Below are 15,202 nucleotides of genomic sequence, written 5' to 3' on the forward strand. Positions count from 1 at the left end.
TCCGCCTCCCGGCGCCTTGCTCTACCCGAGATTGGTGGACAACGGCAGTAGTGCTGGGTGGTCAGGGCCGCTACGCAAGAGCGCGGGCTGCATTGGATGTCCTCGATCGGCTCACGGCCGGTTTCTCGACGCACTCGGATCGAGTTCTTGCCTCTCTGTCTACCAGCACGAGGGCGTCGTTTCTTCGCCAGAGCGGACGCCATGCACTCGCGTCCACGTGGGACGGGCGCGCACTGGCGATCGTCGGCGGCCTGCCAGGTGATCCAGAGGCTGCCTGTGACGCTCTGACCGGTCTGGCCGCAGACGCCCTCGGCTGTGGCAGGCTCCCGCTCGGCTGGCGCCTGCTGGCGCAATGTCGGGCGCGTCTGGATGCCGAGGGCGGGCTGTGGCGGCAGGAAATTCGGATCGAATGGGTCTCCGCAGAATTGGCGTTGGCGGGAGGCGACTTCGCTCGTGCCCGCAGACACGCAGAACGCGCCGTCGAATTGTCAGCGGAATCGGAGTCTGTGCGGCACCGCGTGAAGTCGGATCTGCTGCGTAGCGCCGCGCTGACCGGAACCGACGCGAGCGCAGCCGTGAAGATGGCAGCAGATGTGTTCGCGCGGTGCCGGCAATACGGCCTGCTGCCCCTGGCCTGGGCGTCGTCTCTGTTGATCGAAGGTGTCAGCGGTGAGAGAACCTCACCGAGTGCCCGGGAGATCGGCGATCTGATTGCGATGCGTGGTGGATCACTCCTACCTTTGTCGTAACCACTCCACCGAAGTCTCCGGAGAACATTCCAGAAGGAGCTGTATCGATATCGCGACTGCTGGGCAGGTATGCGGAGACCAGTCGGTCCGGATGGTTACTCTTAGAGGGTTCCGCTGAGAGCGGGAGCACACCCGCTCGGGAGGTGCCACTGTAACGCCAGGATTTTCGCTGACGATGACAAATACGAGCGATGAGTTGGACACCGCGGTCGCTGCTGCTGCGCAGGGCGACCGTACAGCTCTAGCTTTGGTTCTGGAGAACATCCGACCGATGGTGGTGCGCTACTGCCGCGGTCGAGTGGGTGCGGCCGAGAGAGGACACCTGTCCGCTGACGACGTCGCACAGGAAGTCTGTCTGGCCGTGATGACCGCGCTGCCGCGTTATCAGGACCAGGGACGCCCGTTCATGGCCTTTGTGTACGGAATTGCCGCGCACAAGGTTGCGGACGCACATCGAAGCTCCGCCCGTAACAAGTCGGAGCCCGTTTCCGAAGTACCGGATGTAATAGCACTGGATGATGGTCCCGAACAGCGAGCTCTCGATTCGGAGTCCAGCAGACAGATGCACGAACTTCTCGGCACACTTCCGGAGAAGCATCGAGAAATCTTGATACTTCGCCTGGTGGTCGGGATGTCGGCCGAGGAAACGGCCGTCGCCGTCGGTAGTACCGCCGGAGCTGTACGAGTCGCTCAGCACAGAGCGATCGCGAAACTGAAAAAAGAAGTGACGAAAGCAGGTGAGAGCTTTGGCTAGAGACGAGGGGCATGACGCTTCGAATCTCGGTGATCTCGCCGACGACGGTACGCCAGTGGATTTGGCTGCGGTTCGGCGTGACGATGCGCTGATCGAATCCATTTCGAATGGTGGGCCGGTAGCAACCGATAGCACCGAACAGTACGAACTTGCGTTGATCCTCTCGCAATGGCGTGACGATGTCGTTGCGACTCCGATGCCCGAGGGTCCGTTGTTGGACGATGTCATCGCTGCAATCACAGCGACGCCGTCCGGCTTCTCCGATCGTCAGCGTTCACGTTCCCGTTCTCGATTGCGTGTGGTTCGTCCGATCGCCGCCGCTGCAGCTGTTGCAGCAGTGGTCTTCGGTGGCGCGACGGCGATGGCGTACGACGCCCAGCCCGGCGATGCCCTGTGGGGTGTCAAGCAGGTCGTCTTCGCCGACGAGGCCAACTCGACAGTTGCGAAGATCGACACGACTTCCGAGCTGGAAAAGGCCGAGCGGCTGTTGGCTGCCGGAGACATTCCTGCGGCAAAGATGGTGCTGGACAACGCAGCTCACCGTGCCGATGCGGTCAAGGACTCGCAGGACAAGACCGACCTCGTCGAGCGTTGGGGCAAGTTGATGACGCAGGTCCAGGAGACCACGTCACCCGCAGTGCCGCCGTCGACGACCGACCAGCAGTCCTCGATTGCCACCTCTCCCACGGCGATTCCGGGGATCTCCGTCAATCCGGCGAACCCTCAGCTGCCTGGGGGTGTGACCACGACGACAACGCCCAATCCTGGAATCATGCAGGCGCCTGGTCCAAGCGCGGCGTCGTCGACACCGTCATCGTCGCCCACGGCAACGACCACGACAACAACGACGACAACCACGACAACGACGCCTCTGGCGCCGGCCTCGTCTCCGTCGGGTGATTCTTCGTCACCCCCGCCCTGATCGCATCGTTCCGATCTGAATTCATACGAAAGTGGCCGACAAGCAATTGCTTGTCGGCCACTTTCGTATGAGCTTGGGTGAGGTTTCGCTCAGCTGTCGAAACCGTCGCCGTGCATCGCCTCGTTCATCGACGCGTCGGCGTATCCACGGCAGTAGTCCCACGTGACATATGCCTCAGGCATCGGGTCGTAGGCAGGCTCGTGAGGGCGGACGGTTCCGTCCACGAGCAGCTGCAGCAGGTTTGCGCGCAGCATGTCCCAGTCGTGGTAGTGATCCTGTTGGCAGTCCTCGCAGCAGACTACGAGACCGCGGATACCGCGGTGAGCGAGGAGTGCCTCGTAAACAGCGAGGTCAGCGAGATCCTCCTCGACCGCTTGGCGTTCGTGGGGGTCGAGTGGTTGGCCCGGCTCGATGGCATCGAGAGCCGCGGAGGGGTCAGCTGGGTCGCCGGCGAAGGGATCTGGCGGCAGACCGGGGGGCAGTTGATCACGCACAGCACCACGGTACGCAGGTCAGGGGGGTCAGCGCCACTTGTTACGCGTACACGCAGCGTGGGTGGGATGGTTCGGACCTTTGAGTGAGCCGATACCATGGTGTGCAACGCCGGGAAAAGGTGCCAGGAATTTCTTTCCGTGCAGGCGCCTTCTATCCGATATCCAGCTTTCGTAATCCGTTTCGAGGCGGCTGCTACAGCGGTCGCCCTGGGCGAATCTAGGTCCATGGAGGGTCCTGACCGCATGAGTAGTTCTGCAGGACATGTACACACCGGAGGAGACGACCCCAACAAGGTCGCGATGCTGGGACTGACATACGACGACGTGCTGCTGTTGCCTGCTGCGTCCGACGTCATCCCGAGCCAGGTCGACACGTCCAGTCAACTGACCCGCGACATCCGTCTGCGGATTCCGTTGGTCAGTTCTGCGATGGACACCGTCACCGAGTCGCGCATGGCAATTGCGATGGCACGCGCCGGCGGCATGGGTGTTCTGCACCGCAACTCGTCGGTTGAGGTCCAGGCAGGACAGGTCGAGACGGTCAAGCGTTCCGAGGCCGGCATGGTGACCGATCCCGTCACGTGTAAGCCGACCGACACGATGGGTGAGGTCGATGCGAAGTGCGCTCGTTTCCGCATCTCGGGTCTGCCTGTCACCGACGACGCCGGCCAGCTGGTTGGCATCGTCACCAACCGGGACATGCGTTTCGAGGTCGACCAGAACCGCCCGGTCGCGGAGATCATGACCAAGATGCCCCTGATCACCGCTCAGGAAGGCGTCACCGCTGACGTGGCACTGGGTCTTCTTCGTCGGCACAAGATCGAGAAGCTGCCGATCGTCGACGGCAACGGCAAGCTCACCGGTCTGATCACGGTCAAGGACTTCGTCAAGACCGAGCAGCATCCCGACGCCACCAAGGACCGTGACGGTCGACTGCTCGTCGGCGCTGCAGTCGGTGCCGGCGATGACGCCTTCCAGCGCGCGATGGCGCTCACCGATGCCGGTGTGGACGTACTCGTGGTGGACAGTGCGCACGGGCATTCGTCCAACGTTCTCGACATGATCGCCAAGCTCAAGCGTGAACTGGGCGAGCGGGTTCAGATCATCGGTGGCAACGTCGCTACGCGCGCGGGTGCTCTGGCACTGGTCGAAGCCGGCGTCGATGCCGTCAAGGTCGGAGTCGGCCCTGGTTCCATCTGCACCACCCGCGTCATCGCCGGTGTCGGTGCCCCTCAGGTCACGGCCATCCTGGAAGCGGTTGCCGCGTGCAAGCCTCTCGGTGTGCCCGTCATCGCCGACGGTGGACTCCAGTTCTCCGGAGACATCGCGAAGGCTCTTGCCGCAGGTGCGTCGACGGCCATGCTGGGTTCACTCCTGGCCGGTACCGCTGAATCGCCCGGCGAACTGATTCTGGTCGGCGGCAAGCAGTTCAAGAGCTACCGCGGAATGGGTTCGCTCGGCGCGATGCAGTCGCGTGGCGAGGCCAAGTCGTACTCCAAGGATCGGTACTTCCAGGACGACGTGCTTTCCGAGGACAAGTTGGTTCCGGAAGGCATCGAAGGACGTGTCCCGTTCCGTGGCCCGCTCTCGCAGGTGACGCACCAGCTCACCGGTGGTCTGCGCGCTGCCATGGGATACACGGGGTCGGCGACGATCGAGCACCTGCAGAACGCTCAGTTCGTCCAGATCACGGCGGCCGGTTTGAAGGAAAGCCATCCGCACGACATCACGATGACTGTCGAAGCACCCAACTACACCGCTCGTTAGCAACCAGTACACGAGAAAGGGGCGCGCGTGCGCGACCTCGTTGAGATCGGCATGGGTCGAACGGCCCGACGTACCTACGAGTTGGACGATGTGAACATCGTTCCCTCCCGGCGAACTCGTTCGTCGAAGGAGGTGTCGACTGCTTGGCAGCTCGACGCTTACAGGTTCGACATTCCTGTCCTCGCACATCCCACCGACGCGTTGGTCTCGCCGACTTTCGCGATCGAGTTGGGTAAGCGCGGCGGCCTCGGTGTCATCAACGGTGAAGGCCTGTGGGGCCGTCACCCCGATGTCGAGGAGAAGCTCCGGCGTCTCGTCGAGATCGCCGAGAAGGACGGTGGCGTCGACGCGGCCATCCGCTACCTGCAGGAGCTGCATGCGGCTCCGCTGCAGGCCGGTCTTCTGGCAGCTGCGGTGGCGCAGGTCCGTGATTCGGGGGTCACCACTGCCGTTCGCGTCAGCCCGCAGAATGCGCGCGCACTGACGCCGGAGCTGATCAAGGCGGGCATCGACCTCCTGGTCGTCCACGGCACGATCATCTCGGCCGAGCACGTCGTGCACACCGAGCAGGAACCGCTCAACCTCAAGACGTTCATCTCGGAACTCGACGTTCCGGTTGTCGCGGGTGGGGTCAGTGACCACCGCACCGCGCTGCACCTGATGCGTACCGGCGCTGCCGGTGTCATCGTCGGGTACGGGTCTACCGAGGGTGCAACCACCACCGGTGAGGTCCTGGGCATCGGCGTTCCGATGGCCACGGCCATTGCCGATGCTGCAGCAGCCAGGCGCGACTACCTCGACGAGACGGGTGGACGCTACGTCCACGTCATCGCCGACGGTGACATCGCAACTTCGGGTGATCTGGCGAAGGCCATCGCCTGCGGTGCCGACGCTGCCGTTCTGGGCACGCCGCTGGCCGTGTCCGCCGAGGCGCCGGGTGGTGGCTGGTACTGGCCGTCCGCTGCGGCTCATCCTTCGGTTCCGCGTGGAGCACTTCTTCCGGTTTCCTATGGTGAGCGTCCGAGTCTGGACCAGGTTCTGAGCGGCCCTTCGGACGATCCGTACGGTTCGCTGAACTTCGTCGGTGGTCTCCGTCGGTCGATGGCGAAGGCCGGATACTCCGATCTCAAGGAGTTCCAGAAGGTCGGACTGACAGTCCGCGCGTAGTTTGTACCTTTCTGTGGCCCCGGTTCTTCGTGAACCGGGGCCACAGTTCGTTGTGCAGGACTTTCTTCCGTTCCTGATACTTGCGGTTACGCTTATGGGGCCCCTTGTGGTGGTAGTCACAAGGGATAGGTGCATACTGGCGGGTAACTACGGTTCACGGTGGAGGTGTCCTGATGGGCAAGCAACGGGCAACGGACTACGACGTACTGATCGTCGGATCCGGGTTCGGCGGAAGCGTGAGCGCGCTTCGTCTCGTGGAGAAGGGCTACAGGGTCGGCGTCATCGAAGCCGGCCGACGGTATGCCGACGAAGATTTCGCGAAGACCAGTTGGGATCTCAAGAAGTTCCTCTGGGCTCCGAAGCTGGGGTGCTTCGGCATTCAGCGCGTGCACCTGTTGCGCGACTGCCTCATTCTCGCGGGCGCAGGCGTCGGCGGCGGGTCGTTGAACTACGCCAACACGCTGTACCAGCCGCCGGAGCCGTTCTTCCAGGACAAGCAGTGGGCGCACATCACCGACTGGCGAAGCGAGCTCACCCCGTACTACGAGCAGGCTCAGAAGATGCTCGGCGTCGTGCAGAATCCGCACATGACGCCCGCTGACGAGATCATGAAGTCGGTCGCCGACGACATGGGCGTCGGCGACACGTTCATCCAGACCCCTGTCGGCGTCTACTTCGGTGAGCCGGGCAAGAAAGCGAAGGACCCGTACTTCGGCGGCGTCGGACCCGAGCGCACCGGTTGCATCGAGTGTGGCGAGTGCATGACGGGCTGCCGTCACGGAGCGAAGAACACGCTCCTCAAGAACTATCTGGGCCTTGCCGAGACAGCCGGCGCCGAGATCATTCCGATGACCACCGTGTCCGGGCTTCGTGAGGCTCGCGACGGTTCGTGGGACGTGTTCACCGAGCGAACCGGTGCATTCGGACGAAAGAACCGCCGCACCTACACGGCTGCGAACGTCATTCTCGCGGCCGGAACGTGGGGCACTCAGCATCTGCTCTTCGACATGAAGGACACCGGAGCGCTGCCCAAGCTCTCCGACAAGCTCGGCGAGCTGACTCGAACGAACTCCGAATCCATTGTCGGTGCAGGCAAGTACAAGGTCGATCCCGCACTCGACCTGACCCGCGGAGTGGCGATCACCTCGTCGTTCCACCCGAGCAGCGACACCCACATCGAGCCGGTCCGCTACGGCAAGGGATCGAACGCGATGGGCCTGTTGCAGACCTTGATGACGGACGGCGGCGGCAAGACGCCCCGATGGATCAAGTTCCTCGGTGTGGTTGCGAAGAATCCGTACCAGATGTTGCGCATGTTGACGGTCAAGGACTGGAGTGAGCGCACGATCATCGCGTTGGTCATGCAGAACCTCGACAACTCCATCACCACGTACACGAAGAAGGGCCTGTTCGGTCGACGCAAGGTCACCAGCAAGCAGGGCCACGGTCAGCCGAACCCGACGTGGATCCCGGAGGGCAACGAGGCGACGCGTCGAGTTGCCGAGAAGATCGACGGCGTCGCGGGCGGCACGTGGGGCGAGATCTTCAACGTTCCACTGACGGCGCACTTCCTCGGCGGTTGCGCTATCGCGTCGGATTCCGATCACGGCGTCATCGATCCGTACCACCGCGTGTACGGCTACCCGACGCTCAGCGTCGTCGACGGCGCAGCGGTCTCGGCCAACCTCGGTGTGAATCCGTCGCTGACCATTGCCGCTCAGGCCGAGCGCTCGGCCTCGCTGTGGCCGAACAAGGGGGAGACCGACCTGCGTCCCGCCCAGGGCAGCGGCTACGAGCGTTTGGCTCCGATTGCACCCAAGTCGCCTGTGGTGCCGGCGTCGGCTCCGGCCGCGCTGGTCCTGCCGATCGTGAAGATCACCGGCGGCAAGACAGCTACCGCTGTTCCGGCGGAGCCGGCAGCCGGATAGTTCGCCGCGAACGAAGATGGGGCGTGTCGTCGAGGATTCGACGACACGCCCCATCTCTGTTTCAGAGTGTCAGCCTCCTAGCGACCCGAACAGAGTGCCGAGGTCGAGGCTGCCGGTCCCGCCTCCGGGCCCGCCGTCCGTATCGCCGGGGACGGTCAGGGTCTGCGGCGCGGATGCGGAGGCCGTGTAGCCCGAAGCGCCCACGAATTCGGCGGTGACACTGTAGGTCCCGGAGTTGTAGAACGTCGCCGGTACCGTTGCGACACCGTTGACCACGTCGACCGGTCCACCGATGAGGGTGTCACCGACCTTGAACTGGACCTTGCCCGTGGCGCCGGACGGATCGACCGTTGCCTTGAGCGTCACCGGGGTGTTCTTCTGAACAGTTCCGACGGCGTCGAGAACCGTGGTCGTCTCGACGTCGGCCGGAGCCGGCGTCGTCACACTGACCGGGAATGCCGGGGCAGCGGACGGCGCGAATCCTGGTGAGCCCGTGAACTTCGCGACAACCTTGTGCGTTCCGGTCGAGGTGAAGGTGTACGGAGCGACGGCAACTCCGTCGGTTCCGACCGGAGCACTGACCGTTTCGGTGCCGTCGACGATGAAATCGACGGTGCCGCCGGTACCCTGCGGATCGACCTTGGCAGTCAGGTTGACGTCCTGTCCGACCTTCGCGGTCGACGGCGACACCGTGGCGGTAGTGGTCACGGCGTCCGGTGGTGCATCGGTCGTGACGGTCACGATCTTGGCCGACGCCGACGTCGACGCCAGGAACCCGGGGGCTCCGCTGTAGCTCGCGGTGATGGAGTGCGGTCCGTCCTCGGTGAAGGTCGGGGAGATGCTGGCCGACCCTCCGGTTATTGGCACGGCGTCCTCGAGTGGGTTGTCGCCGTCGAAGAACTGGACGGTTCCACCGTTTGCGCCGCCGCTCACGTTGGCTGACAGGGTGACGGGAGTTCCGTTCTTGGCGTTGGCCGGTCCGACGACTGTGGTGGTGGTTGCCTTGTCCGCCTCGATGATCCGCGTCGTGGCGAGGGGGCCTGCGCCGCTGTTGAGCGGACCGTTCTCGGCGTCACGCGGGGTGCATCGCGTGGGTGCCCAGGCGGTGATGACCAGGGTGGCCTTGGGGAGGAACGTGAGGAAGTTGCGATCGTTGTTCCACGCTCCCGCGCTGCCGCCGGTGCGTACCTTCATCGCGACGTCCCCTGAATCGCCGGCCTTGAGAACTGCCTTGACCTGGGGGAGCTGGAACTGCGTGTAGCCGTCGGCATTGTTGGAACCGTCGACGTTCTTGCCGGTCGCCTTGACGACGATGCCGCCCTCGGAGTTGATGCTCGAGCTGGGGCTGTTTCCGATGACCTGGTTGTTTCCGGAGAGGCGCAGAATCGTTCCGTTGGGATCGACGTTGCCGTTCTCGTTGACGCGCAGGATGTTCGGCGCTACACCGCTGAGCCCCGCCGAAGTGCCGGGGACGATGGTGGCTTCCACCAGGGTGGCGTTCGCAGGAACGTCGACGTCGACCTTGATGCGGGAGACGTTCTGGACGGTCGCCCCGGAAGCGGAGCCGGGAAAGGCGATGGGGCCGGGTTGGATGGTGACCTCGAAGGTTTCACCGGCGCCGATGGATTCCGGTGCGTCGACGATGACCGAGCCGGACTGTGACTGCGTGGTCGGACCGGCGACAGCGGACGGGGTTGCCAGGCAACTCGTGCCGAAGGTTGTTGTCACGGGGGCCGCTGATGCGGGGATTCCCGCGAGGATGACGCCACTGGCGAGTGCCGTGGCGGCGATCGGCGCCGCGATGCGACGTCTGGAGTACACGAACATGGATTCTCCTGAGCTGGGTACGGGAGTGGTGTCCAAAGCTGATGTGGGGGACTAGCTTCCGAAGAGCGGGATGAGGCCGCTGAGCGAACCGGTGTCCACGCTTCCGGTGCCGCCGCCGTCGGTCGGTGCGGTGCCGACCTGCACGACCGTCGGGCCGGAGACGGAGTTCTTCCAACCGGCGTCGCCGACGAAGTTGGCAGTGAGGCCGAACGTTCCCTCGTCGTCGAAGGTGTGCGTGAGTGTCGCGACGCCGTTGACGACGGCAACGGGTACGCCGATGGGCGTCGTGCCGGACTTGAACTGGATCATTCCGTTTGCTGTTCCGGGTGCGACGGTGGCCTTGAGCTGCAATGCCTTTCCGACCTGAGCCGAGCCGCTGACGGTCAGAGACGTCGTGGTGTCGGCGCGGGCGGGTTCGGGATCGGTGACGTTCACAGTGAACGACGTGGACGTGGAGCCGATGAATCCGGTTCCGCCGGAGAACTCTGCCGTCACGGCTGCAGCGCCCGCTGATGCGAAGGTGTGCGGGAGGATCGCGACGCCGTCACCCGTGCCGACCGGTGCGGTACCGACCTCGGCGCCGTCGACCTTGAACGTCACGGTTCCGCTGCTCGGGATGGGGGAGACGGTGGCCGAGAGGTTGGTCGGTTCACCGACAACAGCGGTGAGTGGCTCGACAACGGTGGTCGTGGTTCCCCAGTCGGGATCGCTGACGTCGAGTTGGGTTGCGGTGGAGACGGAATCGCCGTAACCGGCCTCGCCGGTGAACACTGCGGTGAAGCTGTGGGTACCCGAAGCGTCGTAGCTGCGGGTCAGGGAAGCCGTTCCGTTGACTACAGCCACCGGTGCGCCGAGGTTGGTCTCGCCGTCTTTGAACTGCACCGTGCCCACGGCGTTTGCCGGTGTGACGACAGCGCTCACGGTGATGCTGTCACCTACCAGCGCGGCGTTCGGGGCCGAGATCGTGGTGGTGGTGTCCGCGGAGACGTCGACGGTCTGGACTCCGGAGGTCGAGCTGTGGAATCCCGGACCGGCGTTGTACGCGGCGGTGATGTCGTGGGCGCCGACGCTGTCGAAGGTGTGGGAGAGGGTGGCGCTACCGCCCGAGACCGGGACCGGTGAGCCGATGTCGTTGCCGCCGTCCTTGAACTGGACGGTGCCGCTCGCGTCGGACGGCGCAACTGTCGCGGTCAGGTCGACCGGCGTGCCGACCTTCGCCGTTGCCGGTGCAACCAGTGTGGTTCCGGTGGCGACAGACGGGTCGACTACCTGGACGTTGACGTTGATGGGGTTGAGGCCCTGCTGTGTGCTGAAGGCGTTGACGTCGAAGAGCATGCCGCTGTCGTACGTCCCGAATGCTGTGCCGACGGGGACCGTGTAGGTCGCTTCCAGCGTGACGGGTTGGTTCTTCTTGACGACGAATCCACCGACCAGGAAGGTGCAGCCGCTCGAGCACTTCGCGGAGACTCCGCCGTCTGATTCGTTGCTGATCGTGGCCCGGTTGGTCACACCCAGGTAGGTGGCCTTGGCGCTGCCCGGCACGAGGACGAATCCTGCGGGCGGGATGTCACGGATCTTTGCGATCGACCGTTCGATGCCGCTTTCGTTGTGCTTGATCTCGGTCTTGTACGTGACGGTGTCGCCTGGGTGAACTGCCGCGTTCCCGATGACACTCTTCGTGAAGATCAGGTTGTCGGTCGTGCCGGTGAAAGTGGTCGGCGGGGCTTCGTCAGCAGTGGCCGGCGTGCCGAGGACTAGAAGTCCGGCGGCAGCCGTCACAGCTGCGACAGGTATGGCGAGTCGTCGTATGAATCGACGCACAGGTCCTCCTCGAGGTGAGCGCCGTTCGGCGGCGCCGGCCGTTTGCGATCGTGATCCTGATCACTTGACGGGCGAGATTACCTTTACTGGACGTTTGGTTCAGGCGAATCGGTCAAACGTCCAGAAAATTCACCCTTCGTCCATTTCGGGCTCTGGCCTGCGATGATGCTGCCGAATTGATTGCCGAAGCTAAGGTGCGGGTGATTGGGGCGCCGTTGACCTGGACGGTGGTCTAGATCCGCGCGAGGTCGCCGCGCAGTTCTGAGGGGCGGCCTTTGTAGTGACGTACCTCGCGCTCGCTCGGCCGAGTAGCGGGCTGAGTCCATGCATGCGCAGAAGCGCTGGCTGCGGCGATTAGACTGCACCTGTGGCAGATATCGAGCAGCAGAGACCAGTTCTTGTCGTCGACTTCGGGGCGCAGTACGCGCAGTTGATCGCACGGCGAGTTCGCGAAGCCAAGGTCTACTCGGAGGTGATTCCGCACACCACGACCGTCGAGGAGATCGTGGCCAAGAACCCCTTGGCTGTTGTGCTCTCGGGTGGGCCCTCGAGTGTCTACGCAGACGGTGCTCCCAAGCTTGATCCCGCACTGTTCGATCACGACATTCCGGTTTTCGGAATCTGCTACGGATTCCAGGCAATGGCAGGCGCCCTGGGCGGCACCGTCGCCGAGACCGGTACCCGCGAATACGGCCGTACCGACATCGCGGTATCCGGCGGATTGCTCCACGACGGTCTTCCCTCGACGCAGCCGGTATGGATGAGCCACGGTGACGCCGTCACCGAAGCGCCTTCCGGCTTCGAGGTGACCGCGACCAGCGACGGTGCTCCCGTCGCGGCGTTCGAGGACCGCGCCCGCAAGCTCGCCGGTGTGCAGTACCACCCTGAGGTTCTGCATTCCCCGCACGGTCAGCAGGTCCTGAGCCGCTTCCTGCACGAGATTGCCGGTATTCCGGCAGCGTGGACGGCGTCGAACATCGCCGATGCGCTGATCGAGCAGGTTCGCGAGCAGGTCGGAGACGGACACGCCATCTGCGGTCTGTCCGGTGGCGTCGACTCCGCTGTCGCTGCGGCTTTGGTTCAGCGCGCAATCGGCGACCGGTTGACATGCGTCTTCGTCGATCACGGTTTGATGCGAGCCGGTGAGCGCACGCAGGTCGAGCAGGATTTTGTCGCGGCAACCGGCGCTCGTCTGATCACCGTGGATGCCGCGGACACCTTCATCGGTGAGTTGGCAGGCGTCACCGACCCCGAGACCAAGCGCAAGATCATCGGCCGCGAGTTCATCCGCAGCTTCGAAGGCGCAGTCAGTGATGTTCTGGGCGAGAACGCATCTCATGGTGCGACCGTCGACTTCCTCGTCCAGGGCACGCTCTACCCGGACGTCGTGGAGTCGGGCGGCGGCACGGGAACCGCAAACATCAAGAGCCACCACAATGTCGGCGGGCTGCCGGAAGACCTGCAGTTCAAGTTGGTCGAACCGTTGCGTCTGCTGTTCAAGGACGAGGTCCGTGCAGTGGGCCGCGAACTCGGCCTGCCGGAAGAGATCGTCGGACGCCAGCCGTTCCCCGGTCCCGGACTCGGTATCCGCATCATCGGTGAGGTCACCCGCGATCGCCTCGAGATCCTGCGTCAGGCAGATTCCATTGCGCGCGAAGAGCTTACGTCTGCAGGCTTGGACGGAACCATCTGGCAGTGCCCGGTCGTTCTCCTCGCCGACGTCCGAAGCGTGGGCGTGCAGGGTGACGGCCGGACGTACGGTCATCCGATCGTGCTGCGTCCGGTCTCGAGTGAAGACGCGATGACCGCGGACTGGACGCGTCTGCCGTACGAGACCCTCGAGCGCATCTCGACTCGAATCACCAACGAGGTTGCGGACGTGAACCGCGTAGTCCTCGACGTGACGAGCAAGCCGCCGGGAACTATCGAGTGGGAGTAAAAACAACTGTGCGCCTTTATTAACCCCCCGCGGTTAATAAAGGCGCACAGCAGTTTTACTTGCGGTTGCGCCGATTCGGCAGAATCACCAGCAGTAGTCCTGCCACGACGGCGGCACCGACGAACAGCCAACGGAATTGAATGTTCGCTGCCGGCGCCAGGGAGAACGGCCCGACCAACGCCCACACACTGACCAGAAGTGCGGCCAGTCCGGCGATCAGCAGAAGTGCCGAGGGGCGCTTGGATTCTCGGGTCTCGTCGTGCTCTGTGGTCTCGTCGTATTCGCTCATGATTGCGTCACCTTCAGACTGCCGAACGTGGCTTTGGCGTTGATGGTCAGTGTGGGCGAATCCGGTGTCGCCTCGCGGCCCGGGTGTACTCCGCCGTCGAGGCAACCGGATCCGTCACCCATGACGACGGTGCAGCTGTTCTTGACGTTGACGGTTGGTGGCACCATGACGACGAACTCACCGAACGACGCCGCGACGTCGATGGTCTTGTCCTCGGTGAAGTCGACCCCGTTGAGGTCGAGAGTGAAGCTTCCGAAGGCTCCCGAGTACGACGGATCCAACTCGGAAGCGGTTGCCGGAGTCCATCTTTGCTCACCCGAGGCGTCGAAATCGATCGGGTAGACCAACGAGGCGAGAAGCACGAAACCCACGAGCGGTCCGGTGACGACCAGCAGGCCGTACCCCTTGCGGAAGAATGCCCCGAGGATCAGGCCGAGCGCGATGACGGCGAGTCCGACAGCACCGACTCGGCCGGGAGTGAACCACTCGTTGCCGGTTGCCGCGCCCGCTGCCCCGGTGACGGCGGCGACGATGATCGCGAGTCCGAGGACCGTCAGCGTCCATCGTGAGCGACGCTTACGTGGTGGCAAAGGCAGTAGCGGCGTGGCTTTGACTGCCGGGTCCGGGAGATCCCAGGCGAACGGAGCGACGCCGAGCGGATCCCAGGAGGGCGGTGTGATGGCAGCCTCGCCGATCACCTCGGTCGGATTGGCGGCGGCTGAAGCGCTCGGGTCCTTCGACAGGTTGATCGTCGGATGATCGGCCTGAGATTGCTGTGACTGTTCGGCCGGCCGTTCCTCGGGCACGTAGGTGTCGGGGAGTTTTGTGTACGGCGTGTACACGGGCGGCTGATTGGGTGCGAAGTATCCGGGAGTGAACGGCCCGGGCGTGAATCCCGTGCCTGGATACGCGGTACCCGCGCCGACGTACGGTGACGTGCTCTGTGGCAGCGCAGGCGGGACCGGCGCTCGTTGGTAGAGCAGCCACAGGCCTCCGACCATCAGAATCAGCCCGATCAGACCGGAACCACCCAGGCCGACGCCGACAGGCCCGACGGTCGTAGCCGCGATGGCGAGAGCCACCAACAAGACGATGGTCTTGGTACTGGAATCGGAGCTGTGTCCGCGGCCCATCAACGACTGTGCGGGGGACGATCCGTCACCGGCGCGGGCGAGCACCAACCAGCCGGCGAGGTAGAGAAGGATGCCTGAGCCGCCGAAAATAGTGGAGGCCACAAACGCGACACGTACCAGAATGGGGTCGATGCCGTACCGGTATCCGATTCCGGCGCATACCCCGGCCACGTGACCTTGTGCCGGCAGACGCACGGGGCGGGTCCGCCACAGATCCTGGATCTGTTCTTGGAAAGTCGGATTGTTCATGAATCAATCCTGGCTTCCGGGGCGGCCTCCGCGCATCAGGGCCAACCCTGATCTTTGTGACGATCGGGGCCAGGGGCGCCGCCCTGATTCAGGGTTGGACCCTGATGTGACTGCGAGTGGTTCGTGCCAGTATCGACTATGTGCAATATCTGTCAGATCCGCC

At 64.0% G+C, this 15,202-nt stretch carries 12 protein-coding genes; 7 read left to right on the forward strand and 5 right to left on the reverse strand.

What is annotated here, in order from left to right:
- Nucleotides 1–50 precede the first annotated feature (50 nt).
- The 3 genes from KTR60_RS09585 to KTR60_RS09595 all read left to right on the forward strand — a co-directional run bounded on the left by KTR60_RS09585 (nt 51) and on the right by KTR60_RS09595 (nt 2,425).
- Complete coding sequence (locus tag KTR60_RS09585; RefSeq protein ID WP_082893138.1) at nt 51–749, forward strand: hypothetical protein; 699 nt, start codon at nt 51–53, stop codon at nt 747–749.
- A 175-nt stretch (nt 750–924) separates the two neighbouring features.
- Nucleotides 925–1,503: a sigma-70 family RNA polymerase sigma factor gene (locus tag KTR60_RS09590; protein WP_003940953.1), complete on the forward strand. Its 579-nt coding sequence runs from the start codon at nt 925–927 to the stop codon at nt 1,501–1,503.
- Nucleotides 1,487–2,425 carry an anti-sigma-D factor RsdA gene (locus KTR60_RS09595; protein ID WP_228402069.1) on the forward strand — a complete coding sequence of 313 codons (939 nt, stop codon included), beginning with the start codon at nt 1,487–1,489 and terminating at the stop codon, nt 2,423–2,425. Before KTR60_RS09590 ends, KTR60_RS09595 begins: the two co-directional genes overlap by 17 nt.
- Nucleotides 2,426–2,514: 89 nt before the next feature.
- Here KTR60_RS09595 and KTR60_RS09600 read toward each other — a convergent pair whose 3' ends face one another.
- Nucleotides 2,515–2,919 (reverse strand): DUF5319 domain-containing protein, encoded by a 405-nt coding sequence (locus KTR60_RS09600; RefSeq protein WP_003940777.1) that lies wholly within the window; start codon nt 2,917–2,919, stop codon nt 2,515–2,517.
- A gap of 243 nt (nt 2,920–3,162) precedes the next feature.
- On the opposite strand from KTR60_RS09600, the gene guaB reads away from it, so the two are divergent.
- From guaB to KTR60_RS09615, 3 genes are all read left to right on the forward strand, one after another.
- Nucleotides 3,163–4,686: an IMP dehydrogenase gene (guaB, locus tag KTR60_RS09605; RefSeq protein WP_003940903.1), complete on the forward strand. Its 1,524-nt coding sequence runs from the start codon at nt 3,163–3,165 to the stop codon at nt 4,684–4,686.
- Nucleotides 4,687–4,713: 27 nt separating this feature from the next.
- On the forward strand, nt 4,714–5,853 hold the full coding sequence (locus KTR60_RS09610; RefSeq protein ID WP_003940976.1) for a GuaB3 family IMP dehydrogenase-related protein: 1,140 nt from the start codon (nt 4,714–4,716) through the stop codon (nt 5,851–5,853).
- A gap of 173 nt (nt 5,854–6,026) precedes the next feature.
- Nucleotides 6,027–7,781, forward strand: coding sequence for a GMC oxidoreductase (locus KTR60_RS09615; RefSeq protein ID WP_116056964.1), 1,755 nt, complete (start codon nt 6,027–6,029; stop codon nt 7,779–7,781).
- Nucleotides 7,782–7,850: 69 nt separating this feature from the next.
- On the opposite strand, the gene KTR60_RS09620 is transcribed toward KTR60_RS09615, so the two are convergent.
- Together KTR60_RS09620 and KTR60_RS09625 are read right to left on the reverse strand one after the other, a co-directional pair.
- Nucleotides 7,851–9,608: an Ig-like domain-containing protein gene (locus KTR60_RS09620; RefSeq protein ID WP_228402070.1), complete on the reverse strand. Its 1,758-nt coding sequence runs from the start codon at nt 9,606–9,608 to the stop codon at nt 7,851–7,853.
- Nucleotides 9,609–9,659: 51 nt separating this feature from the next.
- Nucleotides 9,660–11,429: an Ig-like domain-containing protein gene (locus KTR60_RS09625; RefSeq protein WP_228402071.1), complete on the reverse strand. Its 1,770-nt coding sequence runs from the start codon at nt 11,427–11,429 to the stop codon at nt 9,660–9,662.
- 367 nt (nt 11,430–11,796) lie between these two features.
- On the opposite strand from KTR60_RS09625, the gene guaA reads away from it, so the two are divergent.
- Nucleotides 11,797–13,368, forward strand: a complete 1,572-nt coding sequence (gene guaA, locus KTR60_RS09630) for a glutamine-hydrolyzing GMP synthase (protein ID WP_007727510.1) — start codon at nt 11,797–11,799, stop codon at nt 13,366–13,368.
- A gap of 55 nt (nt 13,369–13,423) precedes the next feature.
- Here the strand turns inward: guaA and KTR60_RS09635 are convergent, their stop codons facing one another.
- Together KTR60_RS09635 and KTR60_RS09640 are read right to left on the reverse strand one after the other, a co-directional pair.
- Nucleotides 13,424–13,657 carry a hypothetical protein gene (locus KTR60_RS09635; protein ID WP_003940832.1) on the reverse strand — a complete coding sequence of 78 codons (234 nt, stop codon included), beginning with the start codon at nt 13,655–13,657 and terminating at the stop codon, nt 13,424–13,426.
- Complete coding sequence (locus KTR60_RS09640) at nt 13,654–15,039, reverse strand: PspC domain-containing protein (RefSeq protein ID WP_003940767.1); 1,386 nt, start codon at nt 15,037–15,039, stop codon at nt 13,654–13,656. Before KTR60_RS09640 ends, KTR60_RS09635 begins: the two co-directional genes overlap by 4 nt.
- Nucleotides 15,040–15,202: the final 163 nt, after the last annotated feature.

Origin of the sequence: Rhodococcus sp. C1, assembly GCF_020809065.1 — a bacterium.
Classification (GTDB): domain Bacteria; phylum Actinomycetota; class Actinomycetes; order Mycobacteriales; family Mycobacteriaceae; genus Rhodococcus_F; species Rhodococcus_F qingshengii.